This window comes from Lysobacter sp. yr284 (genome assembly GCF_900107375.1).
GTDB lineage: Bacteria > Pseudomonadota > Gammaproteobacteria > Xanthomonadales > Xanthomonadaceae > Lysobacter.
This window is the reverse complement of the sequence record NZ_FNPT01000011.1, coordinates 151,333-169,419: the sequence shown is the minus strand read 5'-3', so window position 1 is coordinate 169,419 and position 18,087 is coordinate 151,333. Positions and strand designations below refer to the sequence as shown.

The 18,087-nt window shown below is 71.6% G+C and carries 14 protein-coding genes, 1 tRNA gene and 3 pseudogenes; 12 read left to right on the top strand and 6 right to left on the bottom strand.

Going from position 1 to position 18,087, the window contains the following annotated elements; all coding sequences use genetic code 11:
* Nucleotides 1-107: HNH endonuclease (locus tag BLV01_RS26885; RefSeq protein WP_254782667.1), on the bottom strand; the 107-nt coding region annotated here is incomplete at its 3' end.
* Between the two features lie 552 nt (nucleotides 108-659).
* Nucleotides 660-736 (bottom strand) — tRNA-Arg (locus BLV01_RS16675).
* Between the two features lie 278 nt (nucleotides 737-1,014).
* On the opposite strand from BLV01_RS16675, the gene ubiA reads away from it, so the two are divergent.
* Nucleotides 1,015-1,926, top strand: a complete 912-nt coding sequence (ubiA, locus tag BLV01_RS16670) for a 4-hydroxybenzoate octaprenyltransferase (RefSeq protein WP_091802152.1) — start codon at nucleotides 1,015-1,017, stop codon at nucleotides 1,924-1,926.
* Nucleotides 1,927-1,933: 7 nt separating this feature from the next.
* Here ubiA and BLV01_RS25595 read toward each other — a convergent pair whose 3' ends face one another.
* Nucleotides 1,934-2,290 carry a hypothetical protein gene (locus BLV01_RS25595; protein ID WP_139178785.1) on the bottom strand — a complete coding sequence of 119 codons (357 nt, stop codon included), beginning with the start codon at nucleotides 2,288-2,290 and terminating at the stop codon, nucleotides 1,934-1,936.
* On the opposite strand from BLV01_RS25595, the gene BLV01_RS16665 reads away from it, so the two are divergent.
* From BLV01_RS16665 to BLV01_RS16655, 3 genes are all read left to right on the top strand, one after another.
* Nucleotides 2,289-3,614 (top strand): GEVED domain-containing protein, encoded by a 1,326-nt coding sequence (locus BLV01_RS16665; protein WP_139178783.1) that lies wholly within the window; start codon nucleotides 2,289-2,291, stop codon nucleotides 3,612-3,614. The two genes, BLV01_RS25595 and BLV01_RS16665, sit on opposite strands and share 2 nt — an antisense overlap.
* A 166-nt stretch (nucleotides 3,615-3,780) precedes the next feature.
* A complete protein-coding gene (locus BLV01_RS16660; RefSeq protein ID WP_091802146.1) occupies nucleotides 3,781-4,290 on the top strand; it encodes a Rid family hydrolase in 510 nt (169 codons plus the stop codon).
* A gap of 197 nt (nucleotides 4,291-4,487) precedes the next feature.
* A complete protein-coding gene (locus BLV01_RS16655; protein ID WP_091802143.1) occupies nucleotides 4,488-5,927 on the top strand; it encodes a short-chain fatty acid transporter in 1,440 nt (479 codons plus the stop codon).
* 903 nt (nucleotides 5,928-6,830) lie between these two features.
* On the opposite strand, the pseudogene BLV01_RS16650 reads toward BLV01_RS16655, so the two are convergent.
* A pseudogene (locus tag BLV01_RS16650) lies at nucleotides 6,831-7,403 on the bottom strand (phosphoribosyltransferase family protein); the annotation flags it as partial.
* Nucleotides 7,404-7,694: 291 nt separating this feature from the next.
* Nucleotides 7,695-7,871, bottom strand: a pseudogene (locus BLV01_RS26880) (hypothetical protein); the annotation flags it as partial.
* A 585-nt stretch (nucleotides 7,872-8,456) separates the two neighbouring features.
* Between BLV01_RS26880 and bioB the strand changes: the two are divergent.
* The 8 genes and pseudogenes from bioB to folE form a co-directional block, all read left to right on the top strand.
* A pseudogene (gene bioB, locus BLV01_RS16645) lies at nucleotides 8,457-9,422 on the top strand (biotin synthase BioB); the annotation flags it as partial.
* Nucleotides 9,423-9,515: 93 nt separating this feature from the next.
* Nucleotides 9,516-10,748, top strand: coding sequence for an 8-amino-7-oxononanoate synthase (gene bioF, locus BLV01_RS16640; protein ID WP_091802138.1), 1,233 nt, complete (start codon nucleotides 9,516-9,518; stop codon nucleotides 10,746-10,748).
* A gap of 471 nt (nucleotides 10,749-11,219) precedes the next feature.
* Complete coding sequence (bioH, locus tag BLV01_RS16635) at nucleotides 11,220-12,017, top strand: pimeloyl-ACP methyl ester esterase BioH (RefSeq protein ID WP_091802134.1); 798 nt, start codon at nucleotides 11,220-11,222, stop codon at nucleotides 12,015-12,017.
* A 175-nt stretch (nucleotides 12,018-12,192) separates the two neighbouring features.
* Nucleotides 12,193-13,104, top strand: coding sequence for a malonyl-ACP O-methyltransferase BioC (gene bioC, locus BLV01_RS16630; RefSeq protein WP_091802131.1), 912 nt, complete (start codon nucleotides 12,193-12,195; stop codon nucleotides 13,102-13,104).
* Nucleotides 13,101-14,093 (top strand): multidrug resistance efflux transporter family protein, encoded by a 993-nt coding sequence (locus BLV01_RS16625; RefSeq protein ID WP_254782664.1) that lies wholly within the window; start codon nucleotides 13,101-13,103, stop codon nucleotides 14,091-14,093. Before bioC ends, BLV01_RS16625 begins: the two co-directional genes overlap by 4 nt.
* A gap of 197 nt (nucleotides 14,094-14,290) precedes the next feature.
* Nucleotides 14,291-15,991 (top strand): sensor domain-containing diguanylate cyclase, encoded by a 1,701-nt coding sequence (locus BLV01_RS16620; RefSeq protein WP_091802128.1) that lies wholly within the window; start codon nucleotides 14,291-14,293, stop codon nucleotides 15,989-15,991.
* 200 nt (nucleotides 15,992-16,191) lie between these two features.
* Nucleotides 16,192-16,536 (top strand): hypothetical protein, encoded by a 345-nt coding sequence (locus BLV01_RS16615; protein WP_139178781.1) that lies wholly within the window; start codon nucleotides 16,192-16,194, stop codon nucleotides 16,534-16,536.
* 283 nt (nucleotides 16,537-16,819) lie between these two features.
* Nucleotides 16,820-17,413, top strand: coding sequence for a GTP cyclohydrolase I FolE (gene folE / locus BLV01_RS16610; protein WP_091802121.1), 594 nt, complete (start codon nucleotides 16,820-16,822; stop codon nucleotides 17,411-17,413).
* Between the two features lie 236 nt (nucleotides 17,414-17,649).
* Here folE and BLV01_RS16605 read toward each other — a convergent pair whose 3' ends face one another.
* Complete coding sequence (locus BLV01_RS16605; RefSeq protein WP_091802174.1) at nucleotides 17,650-18,000, bottom strand: hypothetical protein; 351 nt, start codon at nucleotides 17,998-18,000, stop codon at nucleotides 17,650-17,652.
* Between the last annotated feature and the right edge of the window lie 87 nt (nucleotides 18,001-18,087).

The window sequence follows — 18,087 nt, the reverse complement described above, 5'->3', positions numbered from 1 at the left end:
TGCCGACGCTGATTGCAGAGCCAGCAAGCGGCAGCTATGTTTTCCCTTCTGTTACGACCGCCTTCGTGACGAGCGATCAAGTGCTCCGCTGTGCATCGCCGCGACATCGCCCTGGACGGCCGCAGATCAAGTTCGGATGGAGATTGCAGCCACATGGCACGACCGCAATAGCAGCAGCGGCCTTGTTGGGCTACGAAGGCACGTTCGCGAAGACTTTGAAGGTTGGGCATAGCGGCTCCGTGAGGTAGGCAATCCTGTCTCCGCCATAGCGGAAGAGCAGGCACCTGGAGCCGATTGGCAATGCAGGCAAAACACCGGGGCGCGCAGCCGAGCCGGCACAGCACTTATAGTCCTGGTCTGAGGATCTCGCAAGCACGCATGGGCAGATGGTTTGATCCCGATTCTGAGGGGCATATATGCCATCAAACCGCCCTATTTGTACCAACGCTAAGTCATTGAAAAAAAAGAAAACGCGGAGTCGCGCGTTGGACTAAAAAACCAACGCCCTGAGAAAAGAGAGAGAAAAGTGGGGTTGATCTGCCCCGTTTCGGCCGAAATCGCGCCGACCTTGGTCCAACGCCAAAACGCGAAAACCGCCGAAAACAAGGCGTTTTCGACGGTCGCTGCTCTCGAAATAGAGAGGTTCGAACTGGGGAAGTTGGCGCGCCTGGAGGGATTCGAACCCCCGACCAATGGCTTCGGAAGCCACTACTCTATCCGGCTGAGCTACAGGCGCTTAGAGATCGCGGACGCCGGGTCGCGGCGTGCGGCCGTGCATCATAGCGGAATCCGCCGGTTTGGGTGAATCCGGCCGGTCGGCCGGCCACGACGGCCCGGGGCCCATGCGAAAGCGCTGAAGTCGCCAGCCGAGCCGAGGCCCAAACCCGCGCCGGGCCGACCGGTCCAGCGCCCATCAACCATCCGATCCAGCGCGCCAATCCGACAAGCCCGGCACGCCTTCAACCCCTCTGCAGGGGCAAGCACCCCGCCCCCGCCGCGCTACTCTATGCGGCTATGGATCGCGCCCAATCCCACCTGCCCGCGCCGGACTGGCGGCGGCGCCTGTCGCTGTATTGGAAGCTGACCCGCGGCGACCGCCCGATCGGGTGGCTGCTGTTGTTGTGGCCGACCTGGTGGGGGCTGTGGATCGCGGCCGGCGGGATGCCGTCGCTGTGGGTGCTGTTCGTGTTCTCGGCCGGGGTCTGGCTGACCCGGGCGGCGGGGTGCGTGATCAACGATTACGCCGACCGCTGGCTGGATCCGCACGTGGAGCGCACCCGGCACCGGCCGCTGGCCACCGGCGAGGTGCGCGGGCGCGAGGCGCTGGCGGTGTTCGCGGCCTTGATGCTGGCGGCGTTCGCGCTGGTGCTGACCCTCAACCGGCTGACCGTGCTGATGAGCGCGGTCGGCGTGGTGCTGGCGGCCAGCTACCCCTACCTCAAGCGCTACACCCATCTGCCGCAGGTCTACCTGGGCATGGCCTTCGGCTGGGGCATCCCGATGGCGTTCGCGGCGGTGCGCGGCGAAGTGCCGGCGGTGGCGTGGCTGTTGTACGTGGCCAACATCCTGTGGTCGACCGCATACGACACCTGGTACGCCATGGTCGATCGCGAGGACGATCTGAAGATGGGCTCGAAGTCGACCGCGATCCTGTTCGGCGAACTCGATCTGGTCGCCATCGGCGTGCTCTATGCGCTGATGTTCGCCGCGCTGGGCCTGGTCGGCCAGCGCGCCGGGCTGGGGCTGTGGTACTACGCCGGCCTCGCGGCGGCGGCGGGGTTGGTGGCGTATGAGTTCGTCATCGCGCGCGGACGCGAGCGCGAGCGCTGCTTCCGCGCGTTCCTGCACAACCACTGGGTCGGCCTGACGATCTTTGCCGGTCTGGCCCTGGACTACCTGCTGCGCAGCGCCACAACGGTTGCCTGAACATCGTTCAGGTTGGGACAGCGGGCGCGCGTCCCTGGACTGCGTACTTCAAGTGATGTTGACAGCCCGATTGGCACACTCGCGGCACGCCTAGGCAGGGGACAGGGCGCCGGACCTGCTCCTGCGCGCGGCCCGGCCGCACGGCGTTGTCCGTCCGCCGTTCGAACCGGAAGTCCGCATGACCCTCGTCCTCTCCGCGCGCCGCCCGCGCGCCCGTCTGGCTGCGCACGCCGCCGTGATCGCCGCCCTCGGCCTGGCCGCCCTGCTGTCGCCGCTGGTCGCGCAGGCCCAGTTCGCCACCGGCGGCGCCGGCCGCTTCCGGCAGAACATCTTGCGCGTCCGGCCCGATGGGCGTGGCGTTCATGGAGAACGCGACCCGCGCCAGCGTGCAGTTCCACGGCGGCGGCGGCTCGGCGGTGGCGGTCGGCGTGGTGGTGGTGGACTCCACCGACCACGGCGACGCGCCGGCCAGCTACGGCGACGCGGTCCACCTCGCCCAGTTCACCTGGACCGGCGGCACCCTGGCCGCGGGCACCACCACCGACATCCACGCCAGCGGTTTCGCCCTGGCCAACCTGGTGCCGCCGAGCACGCGCCTGGGCACCGCGCTGGACTCCGAATCGGTCGCCCAGTTCTCGGCCAACGCCGACGGCGACGATCTGCTCGGCAGCGACGACGAGGACGCCTTCGCCGCGCCGCTGGGCACGATCGCGGCGCTGCCGAGCACGACCTACACCTCGCCGGCGATCGCCTGCACCGGGCCCGGCACGGTGCGCGGCTGGATCGACTTCAACCGCGACGGCGACTTCAACGACGCCGGCGAAGCCTCCAGCAACAGCCCGACCTGCTCCGGCACGAGCACAGTCAACCTCAACTGGACCGTGCCGGCCGGCGTGCAGACCGGGCGCAGCTACCTGCGCCTGCGCATCGCCAGCAACGCCGCGCAGATCGCCACGCCGACCGGCAGCGCCAGCGACGGCGAGGTCGAGGACCACGTGCTGACCCTGGCCAACGCGCGGGTGACCTTGAACAAGCAGGTGGCCGCGCGCGCCAACGCCGCCGACCAGTTCACCGTGAGCCTGCTGCAGGGCGCCAGCGTGATTGCCAGCGCCGCCACCAGCGGCGCCGGCACCAGCGCCGGCACCGGCGCGCAACTGCTGGCGTCGGGCACCGGCTACACCCTGCGCGATGCGCTCAGCGCCGGCAGCACGCCGTTCTCGCGTTACCAGAAGAGCATCGCCTGTGTCGCCAACGCCGGCAGCGCGGGCGCAGTGCCGGTGCCCGGCGGGCCGACCGGCACCGGCCCGGTGGACTGGACGCTGACCCCGAACGCCGGCAACGACCTCACCTGCACCATCACCAACCGCGCGCTGGTGACCGCGTTGCGGATCAGCAAGAGCGACAACCAGGCCACCTACACGCCGGGCGACGCGCGCACCTACACGATCACCGTCAACAACGACGGCAGCGACGCGGCGACCGGCGCCCAGGTCAGCGACACCTTGCCGGCCGGCATGAGCCTGGCCGCGGTGTGGCAGTGCACCGCCAGCCCCGGTTCGGCCTGCGGCGCGGCCAGCGGCGGCACGGTCGGCGGCAACGCCGTGGCGTTGACGGTGGACCTGGCGCCGGGCGGCAGCGCGACGATCCAGGTGCCGGTGCGTTACAGCCCGAATCCGGGCGATTACTGATCCGCCTGGGCCGGGCGCGCGTTCGCGGCGGCGGCGCCCGCGGTGCGCTGCCGGCCGATGCGCGCTCGCGCATTCGCGCGCGCTGCACAACCTAATCGCGACGCCGGGCAAAGACGGTGCCGCCGCGCTGGTGCGCAATGGCCGCACCCGTTGCCGGAGCGCCGCCATGCCCAGATCCCTGCTGCCCGTGTCTTTGTTGTTCGCCTGCGGCGCCGCGCTCGCGGCGCCCGCCGGGTCCGACGCCGCCGCTGCGACCCGCGAACACTTCGCGCCGCCGGGCTGGGAAGGTTCGTACCGCGAGCTGCATTACTCGCCGGTGGTGCGCATCGGCGACCGGGTCATCGTGTCCGGCATTCCCACGCCGGACGGCGCGGACGACGAAGCCCGGGCGCGCGCGCTGTTCGTCGAGCTGCGCAAGCACCTGCGCAGCGCCGGCGCCGACCTGGACGACGTGGTCGAGCTGCAGAGCTTCCACGTCGCCCGCGACCAGGCCGAGTTCCGCGAGCGGATCGCGCCGGTGCTGAAGGTGCATCGCGAGTTCTTCAAGGACCACTACCCCGCGTGGACGGCGGTGGCGGTCAGCGCGCTGTATTCGAAAGGCGCGACGTTCGAGCTGCGGGCCGAGGCGGTGATCGGTTCCGGCAAGTCGCCGCGCGCCACCATCGGCACGCCCTGACGGTTCCCGCATGGCCTGCCTGTAGCAGCGGCGCAAGCCGCGACCGCGAACCCGCAACCGCGGCGCCGGCGCGCAATCGCCGCCGTCGCCCATGGCCCGCGCGCGCCGCCGCAGCCGGCGATTCCGACTAAAGTCCAAGTGGCCCGGGCCCGCAGCGCTCGGACAATCCCCAGGCCACCGCAGGACTTCGCACCGCCATGACCGCAGCCGCTCCCGTCGCCGACGGCCCGCTCGCCCGCTTCGCCCTGCGCAGCGCCGCCTGGGCCGAACGCTGGTTCCCCGATGCCTATGTGTTCGCCGCGCTCGGCGTGGTCGTGGTCGCGCTCGCCGCGCTGGCCTTCGGCGCCACGCCGACCGCCACCGCGGCCGCGTTCGGCGACGGCTACTGGAGCCTGATTCCCTTCACCATGCAGATGGCGTTCGTGGTCATCGGCGGCTATGTCGTGGCGACCGCGCCGGCGGTGGCGCGGCTGATCGACGCGCTGGCGCGTTTCCCGCGCAGCGGCCGCGGCGCGATCTGCTACGTCGCCCTGGTCAGCATGCTGACCTCGCTGCTGAGCTGGGGGTTTTCGCTGGTGTTCGGCGGCCTGCTGGTGCGCGCGCTGGCGCGGCGCGAGGACCTGGACATGGACTACCGCGCCGCCGGCGCCGCGGCCTACCTCGGCCTGGGCGCGGTGTGGGCGATGGGCCTGAGCTCCTCGGCCGCGCAGCTGCAGGCCAACCCGGCGAGCATGCCGCCCGGCCTGCTTGCGATCACCGGCGTGCTGCCTTTCAGCGAAACCATCTTCCTGTGGCAGTCGATCGCGCTGACCGCGGCGCTGATCGCGGTCTCGCTGCTGGTGTGCTTCGTCACCGCGCCGCGCGGCGCTTCGGTCAAGCGCGCGCGCGAGTTCGAAGGCGCCGACCGCCTAGCCGCCGACGAGCGCCACGCCGCGGCCTTGCCGCCGCGCACGCGCCCGGGCGAATGGCTCGAATACAGCCCGCTGATCACCGTGCTGCTGGCCGCGCTGAGCCTGGGCTGGCTGGCCTACGAGTTCGGCCACAAGCCGCTGGTCACCGCGATCGCCAGCCTCAATACCTACAACTTCCTGTTTCTCACCGTAGGCCTGTTGCTGCACTGGCGCCCGCGCAGTTTCCTCAACGCGGTCGCGCGCGCGGTGCCCAGCACCGGCGGCGTGCTGATCCAGTTCCCGCTCTACGGCGGCATCGCCAGCCTGCTGACCGCGGCCAAGGGCGCCGACGGCCAGACTCTGGCGCATCACCTGTCGAGCGTGTTCGTGCACATCGCCAGCACCGACACCTTCACCCTGGTGATGGGCGTGTACTCGGCGGTGCTCGGCTTCTTCGTGCCCTCCGGCGGCGGCAAGTGGATCATCGAGGCGCCGTACGTGATGCAGGCCGCCAACGACCTGCAGGTGCACCTGGGCTGGGCGGTGCAGGTGTACAACGCGGCCGAGGCACTGCCGAACCTGATCAACCCGTTCTGGATGCTGCCGCTGCTGGGCGTGCTGGGCTTGAAGGCGCGCGACATCGTCGGCTTCACCTTCATCCAGTTGCTGGTGCACATCCCGCTGGTGCTGGGCTTGCTGTGGCTGCTCGGCCTGACCCTGACCTACCACCCGCCGGTCATGCCCTAAGCGCAACGCGCGCGTTTGCGCAAGCGGAAAAATCCTACCCGCACGCGCGCCGACCGCCGACTGACGCGGCCGGCCGCGGCGCGCGATGCTGTGCGCCGTGGAGACGCCGCCGCGCTTGCGGCGGTGCGGGCAGGCAAGGACGCCGCGTCCGTTTCCACGCCGCGTTCCGGCCGATGCAGGCCGTCGCTGCGCCCTCAGGTCTCAATGTAGGAGACCTGTGTTGGCGACAATGGCGGCCTGCGGCGGGGAAGGGACATCCCGCCGGCAGCACACGCTCAAGGAGGGAGCGGATCGGGGGCCAGGGAACGCATCGCAAGCGACAAAGCATCCTCGTCGGTGGAGAACTTGCGATGCCGGGCCCCGACCACGGCAGGGAACGTCGGCCAAACGAACCCGCTCGATTCGATCAGGCGCGCCAGCAGGCGCGGCGCAGGGAGCATCGCCAGGGATGGCGGGCGATCGCGATCGGGGTTGCGCCCAGGACGGCGCGCGTGACGGCAGGGACGCCGTCACCGGGGTGGGGCCATGCAGGGCCCGGTTGGTGCGAGGCCATGGAGGGCATGGGGGCCGCGCGTCGCGCAGGAAGCGCGACGCGCGGAGCAGGGAGGCTCTTGAGTCCCGACGTTTTCGGCTCCGCGTGGGTCGAAGCCGCGCTGCGGTCGATTGAAGGCGTCGGGCCTGAAGGGCTTCGCTCAGGGATGAGGGCGTTGGCGGCGTCGGCCGGGTCGGTCGACGCGTTTCGCGCGCTATCGGTCGCGATAAGGGGTGCCGCGTCGCTGCGGCGCGGAAAGCGTCGGGCCCGAAGGTCCTTCCACGGCGCAGTGGGAGGGCCTTCGGGCCCGATGCTTTTGTTTCGGGTCGCTGCGAAAAGCGCCGGCCCCCGGACTTTTGCGCAGCCCGCACCTAGAGCGTCCGCGCGCACACCCAGGCATCCACGCGCTGCGCGCCGGCGCGTCGCAGCGCCCGCGCGGCGGCGTGCAGGGTGGCGCCGGTGGTCATCACGTCGTCGATGAGGATCGCGTGCGTCGGCGGCGCGGCGTTGCCGGTCCAGGCGAAGGCGTCGCGCAGGTTGCGCCGGCGCCGGGCGGCGTCCAGGCGCGATTGCGGCGCGGTGGCGCGGACGCGATGCAGGCCGCTGGCGGATAAAGCCAGGCCCAGGCGTCGCGACAGCGGGCGGGCCAGTTCCAGCGACTGGTCGTAGCCGCGTTCGCGCAGGCGCGCGCGGTGCAGGGGGATCGGTACCAAGGTCGGCGTATCGCCCGCGGCGGCTGCGGTTCGGCGCTCAGGTTCGCCGGCGGTATCGCGCGCCTGCGGGCGGTCGTCGGGCCACGCGCTGGGCTGCCGCGGCGCTGCGGTCGCGGCGTTCGCGATCAGTTCCGCCGCCCGCGATGCGAACGCCGCCGCCATGGTCGCCGCCAGCAAGCGGCCGGCGGCGAGGTCGCGATGGAACTTGAAGCGCGGCAGCAGGCGGTCGAGCGGCGCGCGATAGAAGGCCGCAGCGCGCACTTCGTGCAAGGGCGAGGCGCGGTCGTCGCGGCAGGCGTTGCAGCGGTCGTGAAGCGCGTCGGCGCCTGGGCGGGCGCGATCGTCTGGATACGCGCGATCGGCCTTGGGACCGGTATCGAGACCCGCATCGAAAATGGCATCGACAGCGGTCTTGCGGCTGCGATTGTCGCCACCGCCACCGCCACCGCCACCGCTGTAGCTGTAGCTGTCGAAGGTCCCGGCCCCGTCGTTCCCTCCGGCCGAATCCACGCGCAGCGGCATCGCGCATCCCAGGCAACTGCGTCCGCTGCGCGGCCATTGCGCCCAGCAGGCCGCGCACAGGTCGCAGCCGGGCAGGCCGGGTTCGGCGCAGGCCAGGCAGCGCGCGGGCCACAGCGACCAGCCCAGGCGCGACCAGAAGCCGGCCGGGGAGGCGAGGGCGAACGTGTCCGGGCTCATCGCCGCAGTGTTCGCGATGACGAAGCTGCGGGTTATCGGCGAGGCGGCGACGCGCGGGTCGGGAAACGCCGGGTGGGAGGGGCGGGGAAGTCCTGTGGGCGTGCGCCGGCGCGGCGCGGGCGTGCGGGTGGAGGTGCGTCTGCGCGCGAGGCCTCGGGACTAAGGCCCTTCGCGCTGACACGGGCTCGCTTCCAGGTCGTGGTGTTCCGCCCCGCTTCGCTCAAGCGACCGCCCTCGGCCGCGCTCGCCCAGGCGGCGTTGCCTTGCCCAATCGGTCCGTCGGTCGCGAAAACGCCACCGGGGACACGCTTGCGCTGCCGGTCGCTGCACTCCGCTACCCGTCCGCCTGCCGCCCGCGCCCCCACAACGCGCCCCATCGCGCCGCGAACTGGCCCCGAACGCCCCCAACCCGCCGACAACACCCGGCAAGATGCGCTCATCTGCCACTCCGAGCGCCGTCAACCATCCACGTGCTTCATCGGTTGACAGCCTCCCGGCCACTTCCCAGACTGCCCGCTCCGGTCGCGTTGCCTGCGTCCGGTTCCCTTTCGCCCGCCGTCAGTGCAGTCCGCTGGAGCCAGCCCGGTGCCCAACACGTCCCCCGAATCCACTCTCCGATACGACTGGTCCCGCGCCGAGGTCCGCGCGCTGTTCGACCTGCCGTTCCCCGAGCTGCTGCACCGCGCCGCCGGCGTGCACCGCGAGAATTTCGACCCGACCGAGGTCCAGGTCAGCACCCTGCTGTCGGTCAAGACCGGCGGCTGTCCGGAAGACTGCGCCTACTGCCCGCAGGCCCAGCGCTACCACACCGGCGTCGACGCGACCAAGCTGATGAGCACCGAGGCGGTGCTGGAGAAGGCCAGGCAGGCCAAGGCCGCCGGCGCCTCGCGCTTCTGCATGGGCGCGGCCTGGCGCTCGCCGAAGGACCGCGACATCCCCAAGGTCGCGGCGATGATCCGCGAGGTGAAGTCGCTGGGCCTGGAGACCTGCGCCACCCTGGGCATGCTGTCCGGCGAGCAGGCGCAGAAGCTCAAGGACGCCGGTCTGGACTACTACAACCACAACCTCGACACCGCGCCGGAGTTCTACAACGAGATCATCCGCACCCGCGAGTTCCAGGACCGCCTGGACACGCTGGAGCATGTGCGCGACGCCGGCATGAAGACCTGCTGCGGCGGCATCGTCGGCATGGGCGAGTCGCGCGAGCAGCGCGCCGGCCTGTTGCAGACCCTGGCCAACCTGCCCGCGCACCCGGATTCGGTGCCGATCAACCGCCTGGTCCAGGTCGAGGGCACGCCGCTGGCCGGGACCACCGAACTGGACCCGTTCGAATTCGTGCGCACCATCGCGGTTGCGCGGCTGATGATGCCCAAGTCGATGGTCCGTCTCTCCGCCGGTCGAGAATCGATGAGCGACGAGCTGCAGGCGCTGTGCTTCCTGGCCGGCGCCAACTCGATCTTCTACGGCGAGAAGCTGCTGACCACCGGCAACCCGGACACCGAGCGCGACCTGGCCCTGTTCGCGCGCCTGGGGCTGCGGCCGATGCAGGTCGTGGAGACCGCGGGCACCGTCCATGCGAGTATTGAAGACCACGAGGCACTTCCCGCCCACACCTGCGCCGCCTGAGCGGCGGAGCCACCTGCCATGAGCAGCCAGCGAATCCTTTGGCGCGACCGCGTCCATGCCGCACAAGCCCAGCGCGTGGCGGCCGCGCGCAGCCGCACGCACCGCGCGGTGACCCACCGCGACGGCGCGCGCTGCGAAGTCGAGGGGCGTTCGCTGGTCAATTTCTGCGGCAACGACTACCTCGGCCTGTCGCAGCACTTCGCGGTGATCAACGCGTTCCAGGACGCGGCCTCGCGCGAGGGCACCGGCGGCATCGCCTCGCATCTGGTCTGCGGCCACCACGCCCAGCACGAGGCGCTCGAGCGCGAGCTGGCCGACTGGCTGGAATCGCCGCGCGCGCTGCTGATGGGCAGCGGCTTCATGGCCAACCTGGCCGCGGTGCAGGGCCTGCTCGGCGAAGAAGACGTGTGCGTGCAGGACCGGCTCAACCACGCCAGCCTGATCGACGCCGCGCGCCTGGCCGGCTGCCGCCTGCGCCGCTATCCGCACGCCGATCCGGAAGGCGCGATCCGCCAGCTGCGCAACGTGCCCGACGGTCTGGCGATGCTGGCCACCGACGGCGTCTTCAGCATGGACGGCGACATCGCCCCGCTGCGCGACCTGGCCCTGGTGGCGCGCGCGCAGAAGGCGGTGCTGTACGTCGACGACGCCCACGGCATCGGCGTCACCGGCCCCGACGGGCGCGGCACCGTGGCCGCGGCGCGCTTGTCGGTGCAGGAAGTGCCGCTGCAGCTGGCGACCTTCGGCAAGGCCCTGGGCAGCTACGGCGCGGCGCTGCACGGCGACGCCGAACTGATCGGACACTTGGCCGAGACCGCGCGCAGCCACCTGTACACCACCGCGCTGCCGCCGGCGCAGGCCGCGGCGACGCGTGCGGCGATCAAGCTGGCGCGCAACGACCATTGGCGGCGCGAGAAGCTGGCCGACCTGACCGCGCACTTCCGCGAGCGCGCGACCCAGCTCGGCCTGGAGCTGCTGGCCTCGGGCACGCCGATCCAGCCGGTGATGTGCGGCGACGACCGCCGCGCGCTGGCGATGGCGCAGGCGCTGGAGCAGCAGGGTTACTGGGTCGCGGCGATCCGCCCGCCGACCGTGCCGGAAGGGCGCGCGCGGCTGCGGGTGACGTTTTCGGCGCTGCACACGCGCGAACAGGTCGACGGCCTGATCGAGGCGCTGGCGCGCGCGGCCGAGCGGGTGGCGATCGAACGCGCCGACGAGGCCGCGCTGGCGACGGCGGGAGCTGCGCGGTAAGGCTCGCGTCGGAAGCCGAGGATTCGATGGCGGCAGCGGGCGGCACAAGCGGCAACCCGTTGGCGACATAAGCATCGCCCCGTCATTCCCGCGAACGCGGGAAGCCAGGGCTTCACCGAGGCATGACGCTGAAGTCTCTGGATTTCCGCCTTCGCGGGGATGACGAGCAAAAGCGAAAGCGCCGAGTCGAGTAGAGACAGCGATACGAGCAACACCAGCGACGCAAGCGACAAGGCGACAAGGCGACAAGGCGACATAAGCGGCCCCGGCAAAACAGGCGAAGCCCCCACGGCGTCATTCCCGCGAACGCGGGAATCCAGGGCTTCACCCAGGCAGCACTCCAGGCTTCATCAAGACAGAACCGCAACGTCCCGAATCGCGCCGCATCAGCACGACGAAACCCCGCACCATCCGTCCCGCAGCGCCCCGCGCCGCGCCGGCGGCAACGCAACGCAGCAACACGGACCTTCCATGTACATCCAAACCGCCGGCGCTCCCGCCGGCAGCGGCCGCCCGGCGCTGGCGCTGATCCACGGCTGGGCCATGCACGCCGGCCTGTTCGCGCCGCTGGTCGAGCGCCTGGGCGATGCCTTCACCCTGCATTTGATCGATCTGCCCGGCCACGGCTACGCCCGCGACGACGCCACGCCGCTGGAGCCGAAAGCGCTCGCCGCCGAACTGGTGCGGCGCATCCCCGATGCCTACTGGCTGGGCTGGTCGCTCGGCGGCCAGGTCGCGCTGCGCGCCGGCCTGGACCACGCCGACCGGGTGCGCGGCCTGATCCTGATCGCGTCCTCGCCGCGCTTCGTGGTCGGCGACGACTGGCCGCACGGGGTGCAGCCGAGCCTGTTCCGCAATTTCGGCGAAGCGCTCGGGCGCGATTTCCGCGGCACCCTCGAGGGTTTCCTCGCGTTGGAAGCGCTGGGCTCGGCCAAGGCCCAGGAAGAACTGCGCCACCTGCGCCAGCTCGCCTTCGAGCGCGGCGACCCGGCGCCGCGCGCGCTGCAGGAAGGGCTGGTGCTGCTGGACGAATTCGACGTGCGCGCGCAGTTGCCGGGGCTGCGGGTGCCGAGCCTGTGGATCTCCGGCCGCCGCGACCGCCTGGTGCCGGCCGGGGCGATGCCGGCCGCAGCCGCGCTGGCGCCGCGGGGCCGCAGCGAGGTCATCGCCAGCGCCGGCCACGCCCCGTTCCTCGGCGCGACCGACGAAGTCGCCGCCGCGATCGAGGCGTTCGTGGCGCAAGCGCCGTCGCCGGCCGTCGCCGTTTGAACCCGCCGTGAGCCCTCGCCCGCTCCCGTCCGCCACCTCGGCCGCCGGCGCCGCGCGCCACGGCTCCGGGCGATCCTGCCGCCCCGGGCGCTTCCGCATCCTGCGTCCGTGAACCACCCGCTCCGGACCGGCCGCACTGCGCCGGTTGCGCGAGCCCGCCGCATTGAGTCCCGTCATGACCGATCTGTTCGACCACCGCCAAGTCCGCCGCTCGTTCTCGCGCGCCGCGCACGGCTACGACCAGGCCGCCGCGCTGCAGCGCGAAGTCGGCGCGCGCCTGAGCGAAACCCTGGATTACCTCGACGAGCGCGTGCCCGACGTGGTCGTCGACGTGGGCTGCGGCCCCGGCCACCTCAGCGCGTCGATGCAGCAGCGCTGGCCGCGTGCGCAGGTGATCGCGCTCGACCTGGCCCTGCCGATGCTGCGCGAGGCGCGCGGCCGCTTCGGCGAAGGCGGCTGGCGCCCGCGCCTGCTCGGCGGCGCGCGCCGGCCCGACGCGGTCTGCGCCGACGCGCGCGCGCTGCCGCTGCGCGACGCCAGCGTCGATGTGCTGTTCTCCAACCTGTGCCTGCAATGGGTCGAGGACCTGCCGGCGGTGTTCGCCGGATTCCGCCGCGTGCTCAAGCCCGGCGGCCTGCTGCTGGTGTCGACCTTCGGCCCGGACACCCTGTTCGAGCTGCGCGGCGCCTTCGCGCAGGCCGACGCCGCGCCGCACGTCAGCCCGTTCGCCTCGATCGCCCAGTTCGGCGACGCGCTGATCGCGGCCGGCTTCAAGAACCCGGTGCTGGACCGCGACGAATTCGTGCTCGGCCACGACGACCTCGGCCACCTGATGCGCGAGCTGCGCACGCTCGGCGCCACCAACGCCAGCGTCGACCGCCGCCGCAGCCTCACCGGCCGCGCCCGCTTCGCCCGCGCCGCCCAGGCCTACGAGCCGCTGCGCGGCGCCGACGGCAAGCTGCCGGCGACCTGGGAAGTGGTCTACGCCCACGCCTGGGGCCCGGAGCCGGGCACGCCGATCCGGGTCGGCGGGGTCGACGAAGTGCAGGTACCGGCGTCGAGCATCCGCGTGCGCCAGCGGCCGTGAACGCGCGCCGGCACGCGCTGTACGCGGTGCTGATCGCGCTGGCCTCGGCGCTGTTCTTCACCTGCACCTACGTGCTCAACCGCGCCGCCGCCAACAGCGGTGGCCATTGGGCCTGGACCGCGTCGCTGCGCTACCTGCTGACCCTGCCGATGCTGCTGGCGGTGATGCCGCTGCAGGGCGGGATCGGGCCGGTGTGGCGCGCGATCCGCGCCCATCCGGGGCCGTGGCTGGCCTGGAGCGCGGTCGGCTTCGGCCTGTTCTACCTGTGCCTGAGCTACGCCGCCGCCAGCGGGCCGTCGTGGCTGGTCGCCGCGACCTTCCAGCTGACCGTGATCGCCGGGATGCTGTGCGCGCCGTTCCTGTACCGCGACGAACGCGCGCGGGTGCCGCTGCCGGCGCTGCTGGTCGGCGCGGCCATCGTCGTCGGCGTGCTGCTGATGCAGCTCGGCCACGGCGGCGGCCGGCTCGACCGCGCCGGCTGGATCGCGCTGGCGTGCGTGGCGGTGGCCGCGGTCGCCTATCCGCTCGGCAACCGCGGCCTGCTGCTGCACCTGGAGCGGGCCGGGATCGAACTCAACGCCACCCAGCGCGTGTTCGGCATGACCCTGGCGAGCCAGCCGCTGTGGTGGGCGACCGCGCTCTACGCCGGCGTCGAGGCCGGCGCGCCGACCGCCGCGCAGGCGTGGCTGGCCGCGGGCGTGGCGCTGGGCGCCGGGGTGATCGCCACGATCCTGTTCTTCCAGGCCACCGGCATGGTCCGCAACGACCCCACCGCGCTGGCCGCGGCCGAAGCGATGCAGGCGGCGGAGATCGTGTTCGCCACCGCGATCGGCGCGCTGTGGCTGGGCGAGGCCTGGCCGCAGGGCCAGGCGCTGGCCGGGGCCGGGATCGTGGTGCTGGGCATCGTCGCCTTCAGCGCGGTGGCCGCGCGCGCCGCCGCCGGCAACGAGCGGCGGCTGCGGCGGTTGCGCAGCGATCGCGGCGGCTGAGCCGCCGATCCGCCAACGTTGATCGCGCCAGGCGGCACGTTCGCGGACGTTCGCCGCCGCTGGCGCCGCCGCGCCGCGCCGATGAACCGGGCGCGATGCGTTTACGCAGCGCGCGCCGGATGCGCGAACGCCGCCCCGCCTGCGCGCGCAGCGGCTAGACTTCGACGTTCTCTTCGCAGGCGGGAGCGGGCCGGGACATGCGCAAGGCGGTGTGGGCGCTGACGATCGCGTTGCTGTGCGCGCTGCTGGCGGGCATGCCGGCGGCCGCGCAATCGCTCAAGGTCGACGTGCTGCTCACCGAGACCGACCTGCAGACCCCGCCGATCGGCGCGCCGGTGCTGCGCAGCCTGGTCGCCGAGCGCCCGACCGACGCCATCCGCTTCAGCCTGCCGCGGCGCGAGGAAGGCTATTGGCTGCGCCTGACCAGCCAGCGCACGATCAAGCCCGGCGACGGCCAGATCCTGGTGGTGCGCGGGCTGCGCGCGTCCGGGCCGCTGCTGTACTACCCGCCCGGGGTCAGCACCGCGCGCGAGATCGAGGACGCCGAACACGGCGGCGTGCCGCTGATGCGGCGCGGCTGGGTGCTGCCACTGCCGAACGGCTGGCCGACCTCCTCGGTGGCCTACGTGCGCATCCAGGGCCGCGCGGCGATGAGCGAGATGCGCCTGAGCTTCGCCAGCATTCCCGAACTGGCGCGGCAGGAGCGCGGCGACGCGCGCTTCATGGCCGCCGCGTTCACCGCGATGATGCTGATGGCGGTGGCCATGGTCGGGGTGTGGGTGGCGTTCCGCGACTTCGTCTACCTCGGCTACGGCGCCTACCTGGCGTGCATGGCCACCTACCTGCTGCTGCGCTCCGGCGACGCCTCGGAAATGTGGGGCCTGGCCGGGATGGCCAACGAACCGGCGGTGGGCTGGGCGCTGGCGACCCTGGCGACGATCTTCCAGCTCGGCTTCAGCGTGCGCTTCCTCGACCTGCCGCGGCTGATGCCGCGCACGACCTGGGTGCTGCGCATCGTGCAGTGGGCCAACATCGTCTGGCTGCTGGTGTTGCTGCTGCTGCGCGAACACGTCTACGGCTGGTGGTACATCGGCGGCAACGCGCTGTTGCTGCTGGGCGTGCCGCTGATGCTGGTGATCGCGGTCGCGGCCTGGCGCAAGGGCGCGCCGTACGCGGGCTATTACCTGCTGGGCTGGACGCCGATGCTGGTGCTGGCGGCGGCGCTGGCGGCCAACATCCTCGGCCTGCAGGACGCCGAGTGGGCCGAGCGCGGGCTGGCGCTGACCGCGGTGCTGGAATCGGCGGTGCTGGCGCTGGCGTTGAGCCAGCACGCCGCCAACCGCCACCGCATCGTGCTGCTGGCGCGGCAGTCGGTCGAGCGCGATCCGCTCACCGGCGCGCTCAACGCCCAGGTGCTGGAGCAGATGCTGCAGGCCTGGTCGTCGCCGGGCAGCCTCAACGTCAACAACTACGCGCTGCTGCTGGTCGACCTGGACGGCTTCGCCGAAGTCAACGCGCGCTACGGCCGCGCGGTCGGCGACGCGCTGCTGCAACAGGCGCTCTCGCGCATGCGCGGGGTGCTGCGTCCGGACGACACCATCGCGCGCATGGAAGGCGATTGCTTCGGCATCGTCAGCGAATGCGAGCGCGCCGAAAGCGAGATGCTGGCGCGGCGCATCGGCGAGACCTTCGCCCAGCGCCCGTTCCGCATCGACAGCCACGAGATCGTGATGAGCGTGAGCATCGGCCTGGCCATGTCGCAACGCGGCGAGAGCGTGCCGGCGCTGTTCGAGCGCGCGCGGCTGGCCTTGCGCCACGCCGCGGCGGCCGGACGCAACGCGGTCAGCACCGCCCAGGGCGGCGGCCGCGACGTGGCGGTGGTGCTGCAGGCCGAATGAGCGCGCGCGGTCGCGGCGGCTGCGACGGCCGCAGCGCAATCTTCCTCACGTGGAACTAACGCAATGCAGGCCTTGAGCCGATCTCGGGCGGCTTGGCGGCATCCAGGCTGAACGTCTTAAGCCGCATCGCCGATCTTCACCTGCATTGCATCGGTCAGGGCCTAGCTTGGTCCACGGAGATGAGCAAGTCGATGCGAGCCATGAGCAATCACGACGAAACGGAGGTCGGCGCGGCGGCGTTCGTGCAGGCGATAGACCCGGGCGAATACCGCGAGCATTTCCATCGCGAATTCCGCTTCGCCCCGTACTACAGCGCCGGCCGGGAATGGCCCGATTACGAACCGGCGTATCGCTACGGATACGACCGTTACCTGCATTGCGGCGGGCGGCGCTTCGAGGAAGTCGAAGAAGCGCTGGGCCGCGAATGGAACCACTGCCGCGCCGCCTCGCGGTTGCACTGGACCGAAGCGCGCGAGGCGGTACGCGACGGTTGGCACCACATCGAACGCAACCTGCCCCACGCGCTCGATCGGCCCCTGCGCTGACATCACGCGCACCGGCCCACCGCTCCCCCGGCGCTCTCTCCCCCGGGGAGCCGACTGGTCGCCCGTAGTGGGGCGACCTTTTTTTTGAGCGGGGGAAACCAGCGACGAGGCGAGGCAAAGGCGTCGGCGGAGCGTGGCTGCGCAGCGAGCGTGCCCGGCGAAGCCCGTCCCCGGTTCCCGACGGTCCTGGCCTCCTGGGCTTGCCGATCCTGCCCGAGCCCCCACCGGCTTTGCCGGGCTTGATAGCATTCGGGTCCCCCCAAGCACACACAAGGCCCATCCCATGGCCGACACCCCCGACAAGCCCAGCCGCGAGCAAGCCGAGGCCGCGGTCCGCACCCTGCTGGCCTGGGCCGGCGAAGACCCGCGCCGCGAAGGCCTGCTCGACACGCCCAAGCGTGTGGTCACCGCCTACGGCGACTGGTTCAGCGGCTACGACGACGATCCGCGCGAGTACCTGGCGCGCACCTTCGAGGAAGTGGCCGGCTACGACGAGATGATCGTGCTGCGCGACATCGAGTTCGAGAGCCATTGCGAGCACCACATGGCGCCGATCATCGGCAAGGCGCACGTGGGCTACCTGCCCAACGGCAAGGTCGTCGGCATCAGCAAGCTCGCCCGCGTAGTCGAGACCTACGCGCGCCGCTTCCAGGTGCAGGAGAAGATGACCGCGCAGATCGCCCAGTCGATCCAGGACGTGCTGCAGCCGCTCGGCGTCGGCGTGGTGGTCGAAGGCGCGCACGAGTGCATGACCACGCGCGGCGTGCACAAGCGCGGCGTCAGCATGATCACCTCGAAGATGCTCGGCATGTTCCGCGACGACGCGCGCACCCGCGCCGAGTTCCTGCGCTTCATCGATGTGGGCCCCGGGCGCTGAAGCCGCCCGGAGTTACCCGCAGCGCTGAAGGCGCCTGGATTTAACCGCAGCGCTGAAGGCGCCCGGATTCACCCGCAGCGCTGAAGCCGCCCGGAGTTATCCGCGGCGCTGAAGCCGTGCGGATCTACCTGCGGCGCTGAAGTCGCCGGGCTCTGCCCACGATGCCGAAAGCGCCCGGTTCGATTCCCGGCGCCGGGCGCCGAAGGCGTTGCGCGTCGCCGCATCGGCCCTGGGCCTCATTTCAGCTTCGGATCCGGGAACGGCAGCTTGTCCTGGGATTGGCTCGGCATCGCGACCCAGCGTTCGCCGTTCCAGTAGAAGTCCGCCTGGGTCTCCGACGAGCCGGCGCCGGTCTGCACTTTGACGGTGCAGGCGGTCTGGCCGGCGTGCGTGGCTTCCAGCGCCGCAACGCAGGTGCCCAGGATCACGCTGGCGCCTTCGAGCAGGGAAGGGTCGCCGAACATATCGGCCAGGGCCGCGTGAGCCTGCGCCGCATCGGGCAGTTTCGACGGGGCGGGGCGCTCGTCGCGCGCGCAGGCGCCGAGCATGGCCAGGCACAGCGCGGCAACGGGTAAGGCGGTTCGCATCGGACGTTCCTTGTAGGTGAGCACCGCGCCGCATCCTTCGGCGTCCAGCGGCGCGCCGCCTGCGGCCGCGCGAGTGTAGCGCGGCCC